Below are 18,699 nucleotides of genomic sequence, written 5' to 3' on the forward strand. Positions count from 1 at the left end.
CGGGGCGGCGACGATCGGACAATACTGCCTCCCATGCGGACACTGGTTGTAGCCGGGCTGTTACTGGGTCTGACAGTTCCTGCTCAAGCGGCACAGGCCGATCCGGACCCCTCGTCCTCGGTGAACCCCTTCGTGGGTACGCAGAACTTCGGCAACACCTTCCCCGGCGCCTCGGTGCCGTTCGGAATGGTGCAGGTCAGCCCTGACACGGGAGGTCAGGGCGGGTACGACTACAAGGCCACCTCCATCTACGGCTTCTCGCAGACACACCTGTCGGGCGTGGGCTGCGGCGTCATGGGCGAGCTGCCGGTCATGCCGACAGTCGGGTCCGTTGACAACGTTGACATCAACGCTTACAAGTCGCCTTTCAGCCATTCGGACGAAGTCGCGCAGCCCGGTTACTACCGCGTCGGGCTGTCCCGGTACGGGGTGAACGCCGAGGTCACGGCCACGCCGCGGACCGGGTGGCAGCGCTACACCTTCCCCTCCAGCGCGGCGGCCAACGTCCTGTTCAACACCGGCCGGTCCAACCAGACCGTGCTCGACTCCGAGATCCACGTCGTGGGTGACCGGACCATCGAGGGGCGGGTGCGCAACGGCCGGTTCTGCGCGGGCAAGGACGAGCACACCGTGTACTTCACGGCCTCGTTCGACCGGCCGTTCGCGTCGTTCGGCTCGTGGCGGGGGAGCGTTCCCACGCCCGGCGGCCGGGACGCGTCCGGAACCGGCGGGAACGGCGCGTGGGTCACGTTCGACGCCACCGCCGACCGCGACGTGGTGCTGAAGGTCGGCCTGTCCTACACCGGCATCGAGGGCGCGCGGAAGAACCTCGCGGCGGAGGCTCCTTCCCACGACTTCGACAGCACGGTGACGGCGGCCAAGGCGGTGTGGAAGAAACAGCTGGACGCCGTGAAGGTCTCCGGTGGCCCGCGGGAACGGCAGGTCGCGTTCTACACCGCGCTGTACCACTCGGTGCTGCATCCGAATCTCGCCGGTGATGTCGACGGCAGGTACATGGGGTTCGACGGCAAGGTGCGCACGGCGTCGGGGTACACGCCGTACCAGAACTTCTCGTTGTGGGACACGTACAGACCACAAAATCAGCTGCTGCAGCTCTTGGAACCGAAGGTCGCCCGTGACGTCGCACTGTCCGTTGTGGCCAGTGGCCGTGACGGAGGATGGTTGCCGCGCTGGGCTTTGGCGTCCTCCGAGACGAACATCATGACCGGTGACCCCGTGACGCCGTTCCTCGTCGAGGCGTGGGGGAAGGGGTTGTTGCGCGGGTACGAGGAGGAGACGTACCAGCTGTTGCGCAAGAACGCCCTGTCGTTGCCTCCGGCCGATTCTCCTTACAACGGGCGGTCGGGCGTCACCTACTACAACGAGCGCGGGTACATCCCGTCCGGCTTGGAGCTCGGGAAGGACTGTGCGCACAAGGGCGGCGACAACGACTGCGTGCACCCGGCGTCGGCGACTCTGGAGTACTCGGCGGCGGACGCGTCGCTCGCGTTGATGGCTCGCGGCCTCGGGCACGGGTCCGACGCGCGCCTGTTCGCCGACCGCGGCCAGTGGTACCGCAACCTGTGGGACGCCTCGACCGGTCACTTCCGGCCGCGGACCGTCGCGGGAACCTGGCTCACGCCGTACAACCCGGTGGACGCCTCGCACCAGTTCCACGAGGGTGGCGCCTACCAGTACCAGTGGCTCGTGCCGCAGGACCCCGCCGGCCTGGTGTCGCTGATGGGCGGGCGGCGTGAGACGGAGAAGCGGCTCGACTCGTTCTTCGCCTACGAGAAGCTGCTGGCCGACCCCGCCGGTACCGCACGGCACGACTGGATCACCGAACCGTACGACTACTACGGCAAACCGACCTACAACCCGAACAACGAACCGGACCTGCTCGCGCCGTACATGTACCTGTGGGCGGGCACACCGTCGAAGACCGCGACGGTCGTGCGGGCGGCGATGACGTTGTTCACGACCGGTCCGGACGGCATGACCGGCAACGACGACCTGGGCACGATGTCGGCCTGGTACGTCTTCTCGTCGCTGGGCCTCTACCCGACGTTCAACGGCGCTGACTTCCTGGCGCTGTCCTCGCCGCAGTTCGAGTCCGCGACCGTCCGAATCGGACAGTACGGGTCGCAGGGCGGGACGTTGACCGTGACGGCGCCGGGAGTGTCCGACACCAACCGGTACATCAAGAGCGTTTCCTTCGGTGGCCGTGACGTCCGCAAGACCTGGCTCTCGTGGTCCTCGTTGCAGCGCGGTGGAAAGCTGGTTCACCAGGTGTCGTCGAAGCCTTCGTCGTGGGGCACCGGGCGTTCCGACGAGCCGCCGTCGCTCAACGACGGCAACGCCGACTCGCGCCGGGCGCTGTCCGCGTCGTTGCGCAACTCCGAGATCGTGCTGCCGACCTCGGACTCCGCGCAGTCGCTGACGTTGCAGCTCGACGTGCTCGCTCAGTCTCCCGGTGCGACGACCGTGCGGCCCCAGGTCACGGCTCCCGCGGGGTGGAAGGTGAGCGGCGCCAGGCCGTTCGTCATCGTGTCGCGGCACCTGCCGACGCAGAAGACCGTGCCGCTGACGGTCTCGGTGCCGGCCGGACTGACTCCCGGCTCGTACGAGATCTCGGTCGCGGTCGAGTCGGTGACGGTGAAGGCGGTCGTCGAGGTCAAACCGGCCGCGGTGTGCGCGTTCTCGACGTGTTCGGTGGACATCGCCGCGGAACGCAACCACGACGGCACGGCGACGGTCGCCGACTCCGCTTCCGGAAACTTCGACGGCGGCGGGTGGAGCTACGACGCGGCACTGCTGCCCGCGGCGGGGCCCGTGACGTGGGGCGGCATCACCTACCAGGCACCGGATCCCTCCGGCACCGCGCCCAACTTCGTGGAGGCTCGCGGTCAGGGCCTGCTGCTGCCCGCCGGTCAGTTCTCCTGGCTGCACGTCGTGGGCGCGTCGCACAACGGGCCGGTCTCGACCGCCTTCACCGTCTGGTACACGGACGGGACGTCGGCCGAGGTCGCCGCGTCGGTGCCGGACTGGGCGGGCGGTGGTCCGGTGGTGCTGGAGATGCCGCACCGGATCAAGGCGGGACAGGGCGTCGACGGACCACCGGTGCGCCTGTTCGGCCAGTCGTTGCGGCTGGACGCGGCCAAGACGGTTCGCTCGGTGACTTTGCCGGATGATCCACGAGTGGAGCTGTACGCGGTCACACTGGCCTGATGGAACGACTGAAAAGCGGTGTGCGGTCCCGCGTGTGGGCCGACGGCGACCGCATCGTCAAACAGGTAGTTGGCGATGCGGCCGCCTTCACCCGCGAGGTCACCGCGCTGCGGCTGGCCCGGCACACCGGGATGGTGCCGCGCGTGCACGAGGTCCACCCGGACACCTGCACGATCGTGATGGAACGGCTGCCGTCCCATTCGTTCGGCGAGGACTGGGTGATCGACTACGCGCGCGGCCTCGCCCGGCTGCACCAGGCGACGGGTCCGGAGCACGCCGGACTGCTGCCGCGTCAGGAGGTTCCTGACCCGGAGCCGTTCCTGCGGTTCGTGCGTGCGCTGGAGGTCGAGATCGGGGACGCGGAGAGCGAGCTGGCCTTCACCGACACCGGCAGGTTCGACCTCCTGCACGGCGATCCGTGTCCTGGCAACGACATGTACACCGACCGGGGAGCCAGGTTCGTCGACCTCGAAGGTGCGATGCTCGGCGACGGGCTCACGGAGCTGGTGTACCTGCGGATCGGTTTTCCGACCTGCGCGACCGTGTCTGAGACGCCGAAGGAGCTGCGGGAGGCCGCCGAGCGGGCCTACTTCGCCGAACGCGGCTGGGAGGAGCCGCTGGAGGACGCCTGCGTGCGGTGGTTGGTGCAGGGCGACGCGCTGGTGCAGCGGGCCGAGCGAGACGGCACCGACCACCTCGCCAGGGTCGTCGACGAGGACTGGTTCTGGTACAGCACGACCGCGCGCGGCCGGTTGATGTTCCGGGCGCGGGTGGTGGCCGGGTTCACCGAGACCCACCCCGCGACGAGTGCGCTCGCCCGGCGGTTGCTCGAGCGGATGAACGGGATCTGGGAGCCGCAGCCGATCGACGCCCGGCGCACGCACGTCTCATGACCAGGCGGACAGCGTGAGTTTCGACGTGAAGGAGCGTTCCTCGCCCGTGACGGGGTCCGTGAAGGACAACGTGCGGGCGAGGAGCTGCAACGGGGACGAGAAGTCGTCCAGCGGGCGTTCCCTCAGCACCGGGTAGAAGTCGTCGTTCACGATCGGCACGCCTAGGCCGGACATGTGCAGCCGGAGCTGGTGGGTGCGGCCGGTGTGCGGGTTCAGCCGGTAGCGGCCCAGGCCGTCGCGGTGCTCGACGAGGGACACGTGGGTCTCGGCGTTCGGTTCGCCGTCGACCTCGAACGCGGTGATGATCCCGCGTTCCTTGATGATCCGCGAACGCACCACGCGCGGCAGCTCCAGTGCCGGATCGTACGGCGCGATCGCCTCGTACTCCTTGCGCACCAACCGATCCCGGAACATCGTCTGGTACTTGCCGCGCAGCTCGCGGCGCACCACGAACAGCACCAAGCCGGCCGTCACGCGGTCCAGGCGGTGGGCGGGGGAGAGGTCGGGCAGGCCCAGCGAGTCGCGCAGCTTCACCAGCGCGGTCTGCATGATGTGCTGGCCGCGCGGGATCGTGGCCAGGAAGTGCGGCTTGTCGGCGATGACGATGTTCTCGTCCTGGTGGACCACACCGACCTCGAACGGCACCGGGACCTCGACGGGCAGGTCTCGGTGGAACCAGATGTAGCTGTCCGGGACGAACGGCGCGTCGACGCCCAACGGCCCGGAGACGCTCCAGATCCGTTCCTCCCGCAGCATCTCCTCGATGCGTTCGGGGGCCACGCGCGGTAGCCGTTCCACGAGGTGTTCGCGCAGGGACGGCCACGAACCTTCCGGCGGCAGCTTCAGCCGGGCCGCGTCCAGGCCGTTGCGCTGGGGGAGAGGGGAGGAGGGTTTGCGTCTCATCGCACCGGTCAGTCTAAATGGTCGGGAAAACCGAACGATATCGCTCGGAAACATTCGCTGTACCGAAGAGAGCTGGTCAACGAGGCTGTGGGCATGGCGGTCTTCCTGGTCCTCGGTTCGGTCATCTCACTGCAGTTCGGCGCGGCGTTCGCGAGTCAGCTCTTCGGGCAGATCGGCGCGCCCGGCGCGACGGCCTTGCGGCTCGGCATCGCGGCGCTGATGCTCGCGGTGATCGTCCGTCCGAAGTTCCGCCAGGAGACGCTCGTGCTCGGGATGACCATGGCCGGCATGAACGGAACGTTCTACCTCGCGCTCGACCGGATCCCGCTTGGCGTGGCGGTGACGATCGAGTTCCTCGGGCCGCTGGGGCTCGCGGCCGTGCTCAGCAGGAGAGCGCGGGACTTCGTGTGGGTCGGGCTGGCGCTGCTGGGTGTCGTGGTGCTGGGCGTGCGCGAGTACACGGGTGCGAAACTCGACCTGATCGGTGTCGCGCTGGCGTTGCTCGCGGCCGTGTTCTGGGCTTTCTACGTCCTGGCGGGGCGCAAGCTCGCGACGGCGGGGCTCGGCACCGGCGGCCTCGCGGGTGCGAGCCTGATCGCGGCGGCGCTCACGTTGCCGTACGGGCTCTCCACGGCCGGTGCCGCGTTGTTCGAGCCCAAGATCCTGCTGCTGGGCACGCTGGTGGCACTGCTGGCGTCCGCGATCCCCTACACCCTGGAGATCAGGGCGCTCAAGACGTTGCAGGCCAGCACGTTCGGCGTCGCGCTGGCCCTCGAACCCGCGGCGGCCGCGCTCGCCGGTGCGCTCCTACTCGGCCAGCACCTGAGCGTGATCTCGTTGTGCGGCATCGCGTTGGTGATCACGGCCGGGGCCGGAGCGGCGCTACGGAAAGCGCCAGCGTCTCCCGGAAAGCCCGCACAGCGGGATGCTGACCTCGCCCTGCCCGTGCCGCAGTGAACAGCAGCCGGGACTGCGGGACCGGCAGCTCGTGCAGGTCGACGGTGATCTCGCGGTCGTACCAGACCAGGTCCGGCAGCAGCGCGACCGCGAGTCCCCGTTCGACGAACCGCAGCTTCACCAGGACGTCGGTGGAGGAGAACCGCACGTCCGGCTCGAAACCGTTGTGGCGGCACCAGTTCACGTTGAACGTCCGCTGCGGCATGCCGGTGGGTTCCATGATCCACGGGTACGACTCGATCTCGGACTGCGGCAGTCCACTCGGGACGGCGAGCCGGATCGGGTCCCGGCACACCTCCCGGTACTCCAGCCCGGCGAACCGGGCCTCCGGCTGGTCTGGCCACTCCTCCAGGAAGACGAGGTCGAAGTCGCGGGCGTTCAAGGCGGAAAGCGCTTCCGCCGGGTCGAGCACCTGGAACTCGATCCGAAGCGAGGGGTGCTCGTCTCTCATGCGCGCCAGCGTCGCCGGGATCAGCGCCAGCGCGGCGGTCTGGAACGTGGCGACCCGCAGCGTCCCGGTGATCTCGTGCAGTGAGGCCGCGACCTCCGACTCGGCCCGTTCCAGCCGCGTCAGCACCTCTTCGGTGTGCCGCACCAGGATCTCGGCCTGCGGGGTGAGCTTCACGCGTCTCCCGACCGGTTCCAGCAGCGGCACCCCGACCTCGGACTCCAGCAACGAGAGCTGCTGCGACACCGAGGACGGGCTGTAGTTCAGCGCCTGCGCGACGGCGGCGAGCGTGCCCCGTTGCGAAAGTTCGCGCAGCAGTCGCAGACGGTGGAGGTCGAACATCGGATCATTATCCGATACAGTGCCGCTACCGCCCCCTGGAACACGTGCTGTTCTCAGCACGTCTTGAGGAGGTTTCGGTATGTCCAAACGACTCCGCGCCGGCGCGGGGATCGCTCTGGCAACCGGGCTGCTCGTGTCGGGTTCGCCCGCACAGGCTCAGGTGGAATCCGGTCCGTGGACGAGCTACTCGCCGTCGTTCTCCGTGCAGCAGCGCGGGTGCGGGACGGTCAGCGACCTCACGTTCCGGCTCACCTGCTCGACCGCGAGCGGTGACCAGCGTGCGGAACGCCGGTACGCCACGTACACCGGCGGCACGCGACAGTTCGAGGGCAGCTTCCGGATCACGAGTCTCGGTGGCACCCGCATCAGTCTCAAGCAGACGTTCAAGGACGACCCCGGCGCGGGTCCGTACTTCATGCTGGCCGTCGAACGCGGCGGCCGGCTCTACGCGGTGCACGGCGGCGACACCATCGCCACCGGTGCGACCGTCGGCACGACCGTGCGCGTGAACACCGTGCACGTCGTGGGCAGCACTCACCGGACGTATATCAACGGCTCGCAGAAGCACTCGGTCTCGAGCTCCGGCGGGAACTTCTACGACAAGTTCGGCGCGTACCGGACGGCCAGCGGGCAGGGACCTGCCACGGTCGTGTGGAGCAACATCCGGTTCTGGCGCAAGTGATTCGTCGCTTGTCAATGGTGGGACTGCTGTTCCTGGCTGCCTGCGGCCAGGAGCAGCGGGACCCCGTGCTGACGTCCGAGCTGACCTCGCCGGTTGACGTGACGCTGCACTGGCGTCCGGAGGCGGGAGCGGCCGGGCAGGTCGTCGAGTACGCGAACGCGGCCGACGGCGACTACGTGGTCCTGGAGTTCACGCCACCGTCGAAGAACTCGTACGAGCACCCGGACCTGATCCCGGAAACCCAGTTCTACTACCGGGTCCGGCCGTACCACGGGCCTGCTTCGGAGACTGTGGACATCGCGTTGCCACCAGGCGACGAGGTGCCGGAGAGCGACGGGCACGAGTGGGCGGAACCGCGGAAGACGGGCGGCGGCACGCACGCCGTGTCCTCACCCGAGGCGGCGCCGGGGAACCTGAGGGCGGAGGTGAAGCACGCGAACGGGATCTTGTTCACGTGGGAGGACCGCGCGTCGGACGAGGAGGGGTACCTGATCGAGCTCAAGCCGGCGGGTGCGACCGACTACCGGGTCGCGGCGCGGCTCGATCCGGACGTCACCTCGTTCGGGCTGATCACACTCCCAGACGAGAAAACCGCGACTTTTCGGCTGCGGCCTTTCCGGTTCGGAGCAGCGTCGAACCTGACGCACCAGAAGACGGGGAAGGTCTGAGAGCGTGTCTGGCACTCCACGCGCTCGCGGCGAGCAGCAACGCCGCGAGCGCGTAGGGCCAGGCCGTGCGTTCGGTGATCGCCAGCAGGACGTTCGTCGCCGACAGGAGCCCGAAAATGCCGCTGAGCAGCCACCAGGTGAGTTGATCTTCGCGCGCGTGAGCCGTCATGGCGGCCCGGTTACCCGTTTTGGGGAGACCTCACACCTTCTTCTTCCTCTTTTTTCTCGCCGCGCCGGCGCATGAACCCGAAGCCGGGGATCCCGAGGATCGCCTGGCGCATGTCGCTCGTGACCTCGAGCAGCTGGTGCACCTCGGGACCGACCCGGTCGAGCGTCGCCAGGATCGGCAGGATGTCGCTGGTCAGGTGCTCCGTGAGCACCGGCAGCTCGTCGACGAGCTTGATCGCGGCCTCGACCTCGTGCGGGGAGAGCTCGTCCACGAACCGCTTGGCGAGCGGCTGGGCCTGCTTGGCGATCGGCTCGTAGATCCCGATCAGCTCGTTGGCGGTGTGCGCGGTGTGGCCCGCGGTGGTGACGACCTGCGCTGCCCGTTCCGAGACGTCGCTGGCGCTGGCGGTGATCGCGCGAACCTCGTCGACGGCCTTCTCGGCGTCGGCCACGACGTTGGCGGTGCGGCCGACCAGCTCGTCCGCCTTGCGCACGACGCCGTCGACGGCGTCGATCGTGCCGTTGACCTTGCGGACCAGCTGCTCGACCTCGCTGATCAGGCCCAGCACGCGGCCGGGGACGGCAGCGACGGCCGCCGTGGTGTCGAGCGCGGTGGTGAGCGCCTGCCTGGCAAGGCCCATGCCGGGGATCTCCATCAGTCCACTCTGCCGTCGTGTGAGTTCAACCGGGTGTGAATCCACTCTATTCAGTCAGGCGGTGGGCAGCGCGACGAACGCGTCGAGGTCAGCCACACCGGTGATCATCGACCGCCTTCTGGCCCGCCGGCCGGGGCGCTACGCCGACCTGCCCTGCGCGTTGATCACTTCGGCCCAGCGCCATTCGGTTTCCGAAACTGTCAGACCCCGTCATTACATTCACCTATGTCTGCCAGTCGGCTGACCGGGCGATCCGGGAACCGTGCACCGTCCGAAGTTGTCATAGCCGGGGGTTAGCATCCCCGGCGGGCGAGGGAGGCGCGCATGGCTTGGTGGCACCGGATCAGAAGGGTGATCTCCGGTGGAGGGCGGGAATCGGCGAGTTTCGTAGCGGCACTTCTGGGTGTTCTGGTGCTCGCGGGCGCCGCGCTGGGGCAGGGCATCTCCCGCACCTCCGTCGAGGTGTCGGACGGGCTCACGTGGCTGGGCGACGACCAGCGCGGTGAGGTCGTCCAGGTGAACCCGGTGTCGGGCAAACCCCAGACGCGGCTGCAGATCAGCGGGCCCGACTCGCAGCTGGAGATCGCGCAGGAGGACGGCCGGCTGATCGTGTTGAACCGGCGGACCGGCGAGATCACCGTCATCGACCTCGCGACGCTGCTCGCGTCCGGTCGCCGGCAGGCGCCGCCCGGTGCGACGAGCAAGGTGCTGGTGGCGAACGGGATGGTGTTCGTCGTCGACCGCGCCGCCGGCACCGTGCACACCGCGGATCCGTTGACGCTGGCCGACATCGGGCAGAAGTGGGAGGCCGGGCAACCGCTCGCCGACGCCGTCGTGGACGAGCGGGGCGTCCTGTGGGTGGTCGACCACGGCGGCACGTTGCGGTCGCTCGACTGGTCCGACGACGAGGAGCGGTTCCAGGAGCGGACGCAGCGCCAGGTCACCGGTGCCGGGCCGCGCACGGTTCTGGTGCCGCACGACCAGGGTGTCACGCTGATCGGTCTCGACGGTGGTGTCGTCGTGCGCGACGGCACCGGTGAGGACGTGTCGCGGTCGACGGACCGCACCGATGCCGAGGTGATCGCGGCGCAGATGTCGCCGACGGACCTCGTGCCCGCGTCGGTGCCGGACTCGTCGGTGGTCGTGCTCGTCGTCGACGGGCAGGTGCTGCGTGTCGACGTCGGTGCGATGGGGTGTCCGAAGCCGGGGCGTCCCGCGGTGTTCCGCGACAAGGTCTACGTGCCGTGCAAGGGATCCGGCAAGGTCATCGTCCTTGACCGCGGTGGCCGCCGCGGTGGTGACGACGTGCGCACGTCCGGTGGTTCCGACCCCGAGCTGGTGTTCGACGACGGCCGGCTGTTCGTGAACGTGCCGGGCTCCTCGACGGGTGTGCTGGTCGACACCGACGGCGCGACGCGGTCGTTGACGATCCGCAGCCCCGAGGTGCCGGTGAAGGACCCGGACCGCTCGCCGCCGCCCTCGGTGCCGCCGCCCCCGCCGCCGAACCCCAACGAGCCGGTGAAGCCGCCGCGCAATCCCGGCAATAACAACAACAACGGTGGCACACCGCCGGAGGTGTCGCCTCCGCCGAGCTCGTCGACGCCGCCGTCCTCTCCGGGTGGGTCCGCGCCGGCCGCGCCCGCCGGTGTGACGGTGCGGGAGAAAGGGCGCAGCTCCGCCGCGGTCACCGTGACGGTGAGCTGGAGCGCGGTCTCCTCGACGGACCCGATCGTGGGCTACACCGTGACGGGTTCCGGATCGTTCAGCGGTGGTTCGGTGTCGACCCAGTCGGCCGGTACGTCCGCTGATCTGTCGTTGCCGTGCACGGGTTCCACGTTCTGCACGAGCGGCAGGCTGGACGTGACGGTGCGCGCGTCGACGGCGTCCACGGCCGGTGCCGCGGGCATGGCGTCGTTCACGGTGACGGCGCCGAACAACCCGCCTCCGCCGAATCCGCCGCCGAACAACCCACCGCCCAACAACCCGCCGCCTCCGCCTCCGCCCACCACGACGACGACCACACCGCCGCCGCCTCCTCCACCTCCGCCGCCACCACCGCCGTCGTTGCCGACGGCCGGGGCCACGGTGATCACGTCGATCACCGGTGGGCGGATGGCGTCGAGGCGCACGGTGAACATGGCGCCGCCGGCGGACTGGGCGAGCCACAACGGGCGCTGCGAGGTCGTCAACAAGACCCAGGGCTACTCGGTGGGCATTCCGTGCACCGCCACCACCGCGCAGATCGACCTGGAAGAGGGCACCAACACGATCGTCGTGCGCGCTTACGCGGCGTCCGGCGGTGGTCAGGTCGACTCGGCGTCGAAGAACGCGATCTTCATCCTGGACGAGTGTCAGGGCAAACCCGGCTGCATCCCGCGGATGGCACCCGCGGGAGAGCAGACCGCGCCGATGGGCGCGGGTGGACTGGGCCTGCTGGCGTGCGCGTTCCTGTTGCGCATCGGTGTTCGCAGAGAAGAGGAAAAGTGATCGACACCGGTGAGGTTTCGGCCTTCCGCGACCTGCACACCCGCCTCGGCGACGCGGTCGAGAGCGCGGTGCGCGGCAAGCGCGACGTGATCGACCTGGTGCTCGTGGCGATGTTCGCGGGCGGCCACGTGCTGCTGGAAGACGTGCCCGGCACGGGAAAGACGACGCTGGCCCGTGCCGTGGCCGGTGCGCTGGGCGGCATCTCCCGGCGTGTGCAGTTCACGCCGGACCTGCTGCCGTCCGACGTCACGGGCACATCGGTCTACGACCCGCAGACGGGCCAGATCCGGTTCCGGCCGGGTCCGGTGTTCGCGAACATCGTGCTGGCCGACGAGATCAACCGCGCGGCGGCCAAGACGCAGTCAGCGCTGCTCGAGGTCATGGAGGAGCGGACCGTCACGATCGACGGCGTCGGGCACGCGGTGCCCGACCCGTTCCTCGTGGTGGCGACGCAGAACCCGATCGACCTCGACGGCACCTACCGGTTGCCCGAGGCGCAGCTGGACAGGTTCATGCTGCGCACCTCGATCGGCTACCCGTCGGTCGAGGACGAGCTGGACGTGCTGCGTCCCGGCAGCGGCGCGGGCCGGATCGCCGACGTCCGCACGGTGACGTCACCGCGCGAGGTGAGCGCGTTCAGCGGCCGGCTGTCGCTGCTGCACGTGGCCGACCCGATCCTGCAGTACATCTCTGCTCTGGGCACGGGCACGCGCACCGACGAACGGCTGCGGCTCGGCACGTCGACGCGCGGGTTGCGGACGCTGGTCCGGTGCGCGCAGGTGTACGCGGCGTCGAAGGGCCGGCACTTCGTCGTGCCCCAGGACGTCCAGGACATCGCGGACCCGGTGCTGGCCCACCGCCTGGTGCTGACGCGGGAGAGCGTGCTGGCGGGCGTGACGACGTCGGAGGTGCTGGCCGACGTGCTCTCGCGCGTGCCGGTGCCCAAGCCCGCGGCGCAATGAGACTCACCCTGCGCGGCACCGGAACCGCGGTGCTGGGCCTGCTGATGCTCGGCGTCGGGCTGTGGTGGCGCTATCCGGGCATGACGGCGTTCGGCCTGGCCCTGGTGGCCCTGGTGATCGCGTCCGCGGTCTCGGTGCTGATCGCGTCACCGCTGTCGGTGTCGCGCACGGTCCGCCCGCGCACCGTGCCACGCCTGGCGAGGTGCAGCGGCCGCCTGGAGCTGTCGGCCGTCGGCCGCTGGCCGGTGGCGCTGGACGCCGTGGACCTGGTGGCGGGTGCGCCGATGACGGTGGACGTGCCGCTGCTCAAGCCGGGCGCCGTGGAGTCCGTCGACTACGCCATCCCGACCGAACGGCGCGGCGTGTTCGACGTGGGCCCGCTGACCTTGCGCCGCAAGGGCTTGGCGGGCCTGGCCCAAGCCCGGACGGTGCTGGGCGAGGTGGTGCAGGTGCGCGTCGTCCCCCGCGTCCTGCCGGTGCGCGGCCTGCCCTCCGGAGCCCGCCGAGGCCAGGTGGGCGCCGACGAACGCGTGGAGCGCGGCGGCACAGACCTGGTGGGCCTGCGCGAGTACGTGCCGGGCGACGACCTCCGCCGCCTGCACTGGGCGACCTCCGCCCGCACGGGAACCCTGATGATCCGCGAGGACGCCGACCCGGCCCGCCCGCACCTGGCGGTGCTGCTCGACGACAACACGTCCTCGTACGCCGAGGACCAGCGCTTCGAGGAGGCGGTGGAGGTGGCCGCGTCCCTGATCACCTCGGCCCTGGAGCAGGGCCATCCGGTGCGCCTGCTGACGTCGTCCGGCAGCACCGACCTGGAAGAGACCCAGGACGCGGCCCCGATCCTCGCCGCCCTGGCCGACCTGGAACTACAAACCGTCGACGGCCGCCCGACCGTGCCGGTCCGCGACCTGGACGTGGTGGCCGTGGTGAGCGGCGAGCCGGTCCCGGCGCTGGTGCTGGAGGCGGGCAGGGCAGCGTTCGGCACGGTGCTCGTGGTGGACGAGAAGCGCCCGGTGAGCGCCGCGGGCTCGGTGCTGGTGATCAGCGGGGCGAGGGCGGAGGACCTGGTCGACTCGTGGAACGCGGTGGTGGCGCGATGAAACACGCACTGCGGCCTCGCGCTCGTGGCACGGGCGGTCCGGTGGGCGCCGGTGTGGCCGCGAGGCGTCGGGGATGGGTCGCCGCGGTGCCGGCGGCTGATCGCGTTCCGGGGTTCTCGACCGTGGCGATCGAACTGCTTTCGGCCCCCGCCCCGACCTCCGCGCCCACCACCCCACCGGCCATCCACTCTCGACCAGCCCATGCGCAGAACCCGGCGGTGACCCCGTGAAGTACGCCTGGGTAGCCGCACTTCTCCTCGTAGCCTCCCTCCAGCTCTCCCAAGCCTGGGACGGCGCGACCCTCTACTTCGGACTGGCCGCCTTCACCGGCTTCCTGGCCCTGCTCCTCAAAAAACTGGTCCCCGCAGGCTTGGCCGGCCTCGCGATCATGGTGCTGGCCATGGCAGCAGGCTTCTTCGCCGCCAAAGGCGCGTCACCCGACCGCGACCCCACGTGGGTGCTGCTCGACACCGTCCCCCGCCTCCTCACCGCCGCCCGCCCCGCTCCCGCGACGCCTGAGCTCCTGGTGCCGGGTCTGTTGCTCATCATCGGCGTCTCCACGGTGACGGTCCTGTCGGTGACCAAGCGCGGCACTGCACTCTTCGTGCCCGCGCTGGGTTCGGCCACCCTCTACGTGGCGGCGGCCCTGCTCACCACCGGAAGAGCAGACCGCTATGGGCTGACTGCGCTCGTCCTGGTCGTGTTGCTCGCCTTGGGGTGGCTGATCATCGACCGGCGCGGGCCCGTGGTGCCGCCCGCGGTGCTCGCCACGGCGCTGGCCGCGTTGACGTTGCTGGCGTTCGTGTTGCCTGCCAACGGGTTTGAGCCGCGCAAGCTCGTCACGCCGCCGGTCACCGATATCGCCATCGCGAACCCGTTGCCACAGCTCGCGGCGTGGGCGGCGCAGGGGGACGCCGAGTTGTTCCGGATGCGCGGGCCCGAGGTGCCGGTGCGGCTGGTGACGCTCAGCCGGTACTCGGGGGCGTCCTGGGAGGCGGCCAGCACGTACGGGCCGCTCGGGGTGGTGGACGCGCCGGATCTGCCCACCGGTGGGAGGTTCCAGGACGCCAGCGTCGACCTCACCATCACCGGGCTCAATGGTGAGTGGTTGCCCGGGGTGGGCAGGCCGCAGGCGGTGTCGTTGAGCAACGCCATGGTGGATCCGGACACCGGGTCATTGGTGATCGCGGACGGAATAAAGACAGGGTTGAGCTACACGGTGCGCGGGGTGGTGGAGACGCCGTCCGATGCCGATCTCGCCGAGGCGCAGGTTCCCACAGACGCCACGCGGTACACGGCGTTGCCGCGGTTGCCGTTCACGCTGGCCGAGTACGCGCGGCAGGCCACGGCGAACGCGCGCACGCCGTACGAGAAGGCCGTGGCGCTGGAACAGGTCGTGCGGCTCAACCGGCGGCCCGATGCCGAGGCGCCGGTCGGGTCGTCCTACGCGCGGCTGGAGACGTTCCTCTTCGGCAACCCCGGCGAATCCGGTGCCGGGGCGGGGACCGCCGAGCAGTTCGCGTCGGCGTACGCGGTGCTCGCGCGGGCCGTCGGGTTGCCGACGCGCGTGGTGGTCGGGTTCCAGCCCGTGCCGGAGCAGAACGGTGAACGCATCGTGCGCGCCGCCGACGCCACGGCGTGGCCGGAGGTGTACTTCAGCGGGTGGGGCTGGGTCGCGTTCGATCCCGTGTCCGGCAACGGAAGCGGGCCCAGCGCCGCGTCGAAGCGCGAGGTGCTGAACCGGCTCGCGTCGACCACCGCGAAGCCCACGCCGACGTCGCTGGCGTCCGTGCCGCCGCTGGTGCAGCCGAGCGCGGTGCAGCCGGACGCCGTGGCTGCTCCTGATGCGCGGCAAGGTTTTCCGCTCTGGGCGTTCGCGCCGGTGTTGCTGCTGATCGGGTTGTACGTCGCACGGACGTCACGACGGTTGCGGCACCGCGCGGCAGGACCGGTGGGGGCGTGGAACGAGGTGCTCGACTCGTTGCAGCTCGCAGGGTTGAGACCGAAACCGAGCCGGACCGTGCCCGACATCGCCCGCGAATGGGGAGAAGCCGGGGCGCACCTCGCGGTGATGGTGGACCAGGCCGCGTTCGCACCGCCGCCCAGCACGCCGCAACACGGCTGGCGGTTCGCCCGCGACATCAGAAAAGCGGTGCGGCGCAAGGCGTCCTGGTGGCGCAAGGTGGTGTGGGCGATCGACCCGCGGCCGTTGTTCCGGCGCTGACTCCTCAGCGCACCACCTGGGCGGGAATGCAGTTCTCCCAGGTGACCTTGAGCAACGCCGTGCACAGGGACGGTGCGATGTCCGACTGGATCGGGCCGATCCACACGAACTGGGTGAACCGCGAGTCCTCGGGCACGATGGCGTCGCAGACGTCGTCGCGTCTGCTCAGCAACGCGGTTTGGCCGCGCAGCGCGGGGTTCGCGTTCTCGCGGTGCTTCACCCACATGGTTTCGTAGTCCACCAACGTTTTGACGTCCTCCACGCGCATCGCGCCCTCCAGCGAGTGCAGGACGAGGACGGACGAGCCCGGGTCGCACGGCATGTCGGTGTAGTCGAGCCGCACGGGCTCGCTCGGTGTCGCGGGCGAATCGTCGACGGGGGACGGTGGCCTCAGGTTGCCACCGATCAGCACACCGATCCCGATGCCGACGACGAGCGGGACGGCCGCCCACGCCACGAGTGTGCGGCGGTTACGTCCACGAGCGAACAACGGTTGGCCTGCATGACGAACGCTTTGCACCGGGGGACCGTACGCCAGTCCGCCGGGCAAATACAGGTTCAGGGCCTAGTTCTTGGCGGCGCAGACCTTCGCGGAACTGCCTCTTCCGCCGTTGTAGCCGATCGCCCCGATCTGGAAGCAACGCCGGACACCGCCGCCGTCCTCGATGACGTACTTCGTGCCACCACCGGTCACACGAGTCACGGCGAACGGCTTGGCACCGGTCACGTCGATCACGACGAACTCGGCCTGACCACCGCTCGGATCGCTCCACTCCAGCTCGATCGCCTTGCCCTTGTACTCGGCGCGCTTGAGCACCGGGATGAACTTCGGGTCCGAGTTGGGCGGCGGGCCCGCGTCGGTGGACTCCGACGTCGGCACGGGCAGCGTCGTCGTCGTCACCGGCGCCTGGACCTGCGGGTCCTCCTTGCGGTTCAGCACCATTCCCACGACGAGCCCGGCCACCACCGCGAGCACGGCCAGCAGCGCGAGCACACCGCCGCGGCCCTTCTTGCGCACAGGGGCGGTCATCGGCTCGGCGGGAGGCAGGTCCACGGTCGGCAGCACGGCCACCGGCTGCGGACGGGGAGGCGGTGGCGGCACGTAGTCGTGCTGCCGGTAGGTCAGGTCCTCGAGTCTGCCCCGCCAGGAGTCGTCCGGCTCCGGTTCGGGTTCCGGTTCTGGTTCCGGTTCGGGAACGAACCCGCGCGGGCCGAAACCGGGCGCCTCCGTCGGGCCGTCGGGGATGAAGAACGTGCGCTCGCCCAGCATCGACGTCGCCTCGGGGTCCACAACGGACAGTGCGGTGCCCGAGCTCACCGCCATGAGCGCGTCGCGGAGTTCGAGGGCGGAGGCGAACCGTTCCGCGCGGTCCTTGCGCAGACAGCGGTTGATCACGGCCACGAGCGGCGCGGGCACGTCGAACCGCGTCAGCGACCGCGGTTCGGCGTTGCTGACGCGGCCGATGTAGGAGAGCAGCGTGTCCTCGTCCGGGTTGTCCGAGGCGAACGGCGGTTTGCCCTCCAGCAACGTGAACAGGGTCGAGCCGAGCGACCAGATGTCGTCGGCGAACGCGGGCGCGATGCCCTCCAGCATCTGCGGCGCCGCGTGCCGGTAGCTGACCATCTGCAACGACGCGGAGTGGCCCGCGTCCGCACCGCGGGCGATGCCGAAGTCGGCCAGCACGTAGGAAGTCGGGAGCACCAGGACGTTCTGCGGCTTCACGTCCCGGTGCAGGATGCCCTGGCCGTGCGCGAACGCCAGCGCGTCCGCCACCGCGATGCCCGCCGCCACCACGTCCGGCACGGGCAACGGGCCCATGGCGCGCAAACGGTCGTGCAGCGAACCCCGTTCGTAGAACTCCATGACGATGCACGGGCGGCCGTCCGGCAGCGTGCCCGTGTCCAGCACGGTGACGATGTGCGGGTGCTGGCGGCCGAGCTCGACGGTGATCTCCAGCTCGCGGCGGAAGCGGCTCAGCGTCGCCGGGTCGGTCACCTGGAGCACCTTGACCGCGACGTCGCGACCCAGCCCGTCCTGGCGGGCACGGTAGATCGTGCCCTCGCCGCCCTGCGCGATCACGCGGAAACCGCTGTAGCCCGGCAACGCGATCGCGGGTGCCGGCGCGGCACCGGTGGCGGGCGCCCAGGCCATCAGATCGTCTTCCACCAACGGATCCTATCCCGGTGAGGTCGGCTCACCGCTGGACGTTCGTGGAGGAAGCGGCGACGGTTCGGGTCTCAGTCCCCGATCACCTTCACCTGGAATCCCAACGACTGCAGCATTCCGGTCAGCATCACGCGGGTGTTGTCCTCCGCCCGTTTCAGCAACTCCGACTGCTTCGCCGCCTCGGTCAGCTTGGCCTCGGCGGCCACGTAGAACCGCTGCGTGTCGGGAGGCCCCGCCAGGGCCTGGAGATCGTTGATCAGCCCGCGCTCCTGGCTGAAGACGTACGACCGGTCGTGGTGCAGGTTCGGCTTGTCCAGCTGCGGTTTCGGCAGCCGCAGCTCCACGGTCTTGCGGTCCGGTGACACGACCAGCCCGTCGTCCTTCAGGCTGCCCAGGTCGACGTAGGCGTTGACCGAACCGGCGGCGACGAACAGCGTCCGTTCACCCGCCAGCGCCGAAGGCACCCACTTGACGTCGTTCTCGATGTCCAGCACGACCTGGAACTCGCCCGCCGCCGCGTGGTACTGGCTGAGGTCCCGCACCGACTTCAGCATCGCGGGCTGGCTGCGGTCGATCGACTCGTCACCGAAGGGCCTGAACTGGCCGAAGACGTACACCGCCGCGCCGAGGAGAATGAAGACGGCCGCGACCAAAGCTCCACGCATGACCCAGCGCCTGTCCACGACGTTGTGATACCCGTGAGGTGATGCGCTCACACGGTCCGTATGGGCTAATCGACCCGTGCGGAATCAGTCCCGTGTCCACATGGTTGGCTTTGGACGAGACAGGAACGATTGTTCAGGAGGAGTGC

15 protein-coding genes are annotated in these 18,699 nt (G+C 69.7%); 9 read left to right on the top strand and 6 right to left on the bottom strand.

What is annotated here, in order from left to right; genetic code table 11:
* Nucleotides 1-33: 33 nt before the first annotated feature.
* On the top strand, nt 34-3,228 hold the full coding sequence (locus AOM45_RS44540; RefSeq protein WP_030472802.1) for a GH92 family glycosyl hydrolase: 3,195 nt from the start codon (nt 34-36) through the stop codon (nt 3,226-3,228).
* A complete protein-coding gene (locus AOM45_RS44545) occupies nt 3,228-4,121 on the top strand; it encodes a phosphotransferase family protein (RefSeq protein ID WP_051784607.1) in 894 nt (297 codons plus the stop codon). Before AOM45_RS44540 ends, AOM45_RS44545 begins: the two co-directional genes overlap by 1 nt.
* Here AOM45_RS44545 and AOM45_RS44550 read toward each other — a convergent pair.
* Nucleotides 4,116-5,024, bottom strand: a complete 909-nt coding sequence (locus tag AOM45_RS44550; protein WP_030472800.1) for an RluA family pseudouridine synthase — start codon at nt 5,022-5,024, stop codon at nt 4,116-4,118. The genes AOM45_RS44545 and AOM45_RS44550 overlap by 6 nt on opposite strands.
* A gap of 93 nt (nt 5,025-5,117) precedes the next feature.
* On the opposite strand from AOM45_RS44550, the gene AOM45_RS44555 reads away from it, so the two are divergent.
* Nucleotides 5,118-5,981 (top strand): EamA family transporter, encoded by an 864-nt coding sequence (locus AOM45_RS44555; RefSeq protein ID WP_051784606.1) that lies wholly within the window; start codon nt 5,118-5,120, stop codon nt 5,979-5,981.
* Here the strand turns inward: AOM45_RS44555 and AOM45_RS44560 are convergent.
* Nucleotides 5,884-6,771 carry a LysR family transcriptional regulator gene (locus AOM45_RS44560; protein WP_035913410.1) on the bottom strand — a complete coding sequence of 296 codons (888 nt, stop codon included), beginning with the start codon at nt 6,769-6,771 and terminating at the stop codon, nt 5,884-5,886. The genes AOM45_RS44555 and AOM45_RS44560 overlap by 98 nt on opposite strands.
* A gap of 79 nt (nt 6,772-6,850) precedes the next feature.
* Between AOM45_RS44560 and AOM45_RS44565 the strand changes: the two genes are divergently transcribed.
* Nucleotides 6,851-7,453, top strand: a complete 603-nt coding sequence (locus tag AOM45_RS44565) for a polysaccharide lyase family protein (RefSeq protein WP_030472797.1) — start codon at nt 6,851-6,853, stop codon at nt 7,451-7,453.
* Between the two features lie 14 nt (nt 7,454-7,467).
* On the top strand, nt 7,468-8,121 hold the full coding sequence (locus AOM45_RS44570) for a fibronectin type III domain-containing protein (RefSeq protein WP_051784605.1): 654 nt from the start codon (nt 7,468-7,470) through the stop codon (nt 8,119-8,121).
* Nucleotides 8,122-8,300: 179 nt separating this feature from the next.
* Here the strand turns inward: AOM45_RS44570 and AOM45_RS44575 are convergent, their stop codons facing one another.
* Nucleotides 8,301-8,945 carry a hypothetical protein gene (locus AOM45_RS44575; RefSeq protein ID WP_035913408.1) on the bottom strand — a complete coding sequence of 215 codons (645 nt, stop codon included), beginning with the start codon at nt 8,943-8,945 and terminating at the stop codon, nt 8,301-8,303.
* A 324-nt stretch (nt 8,946-9,269) separates the two neighbouring features.
* Here AOM45_RS44575 and AOM45_RS44580 point away from each other — a divergent pair, with 324 nt between their 5' ends.
* The 4 genes from AOM45_RS44580 to AOM45_RS44595 all read left to right on the top strand — a co-directional run bounded on the left by AOM45_RS44580 (nt 9,270) and on the right by AOM45_RS44595 (nt 15,721).
* A complete protein-coding gene (locus AOM45_RS44580; RefSeq protein ID WP_156094359.1) occupies nt 9,270-11,432 on the top strand; it encodes an NHL repeat-containing protein in 2,163 nt (720 codons plus the stop codon).
* Complete coding sequence (locus AOM45_RS44585; RefSeq protein WP_030472793.1) at nt 11,429-12,394, top strand: AAA family ATPase; 966 nt, start codon at nt 11,429-11,431, stop codon at nt 12,392-12,394. The genes AOM45_RS44580 and AOM45_RS44585 overlap by 4 nt, the downstream gene beginning before the upstream one ends.
* Complete coding sequence (locus AOM45_RS44590) at nt 12,391-13,497, top strand: DUF58 domain-containing protein (protein WP_030472792.1); 1,107 nt, start codon at nt 12,391-12,393, stop codon at nt 13,495-13,497. The genes AOM45_RS44585 and AOM45_RS44590 overlap by 4 nt, the downstream gene beginning before the upstream one ends.
* Nucleotides 13,498-13,723: 226 nt before the next feature.
* Nucleotides 13,724-15,721 carry a transglutaminase TgpA family protein gene (locus tag AOM45_RS44595; protein ID WP_030472791.1) on the top strand — a complete coding sequence of 666 codons (1,998 nt, stop codon included), beginning with the start codon at nt 13,724-13,726 and terminating at the stop codon, nt 15,719-15,721.
* Between the two features lie 4 nt (nt 15,722-15,725).
* On the opposite strand, the gene AOM45_RS44600 is transcribed toward AOM45_RS44595, so the two are convergent.
* The 3 genes from AOM45_RS44600 to AOM45_RS44610 form a co-directional block, all read right to left on the bottom strand.
* The gene (locus AOM45_RS44600) at nt 15,726-16,241 is read right to left on the bottom strand and encodes a hypothetical protein (protein ID WP_156094358.1); all 516 of its coding nucleotides are present in this window, start codon (nt 16,239-16,241) and stop codon (nt 15,726-15,728) included.
* 45 nt (nt 16,242-16,286) lie between these two features.
* Nucleotides 16,287-17,888 carry a serine/threonine-protein kinase gene (locus AOM45_RS44605; protein WP_051784604.1) on the bottom strand — a complete coding sequence of 534 codons (1,602 nt, stop codon included), beginning with the start codon at nt 17,886-17,888 and terminating at the stop codon, nt 16,287-16,289.
* 71 nt (nt 17,889-17,959) lie between these two features.
* Nucleotides 17,960-18,571 carry a DUF4230 domain-containing protein gene (locus tag AOM45_RS44610; protein WP_236704058.1) on the bottom strand — a complete coding sequence of 204 codons (612 nt, stop codon included), beginning with the start codon at nt 18,569-18,571 and terminating at the stop codon, nt 17,960-17,962.
* Nucleotides 18,572-18,699: the final 128 nt, after the last annotated feature.

The organism is Lentzea aerocolonigenes, from assembly GCF_000974445.1.
Classification (GTDB): Bacteria; Actinomycetota; Actinomycetes; order Mycobacteriales; family Pseudonocardiaceae; genus Lentzea; species Lentzea aerocolonigenes.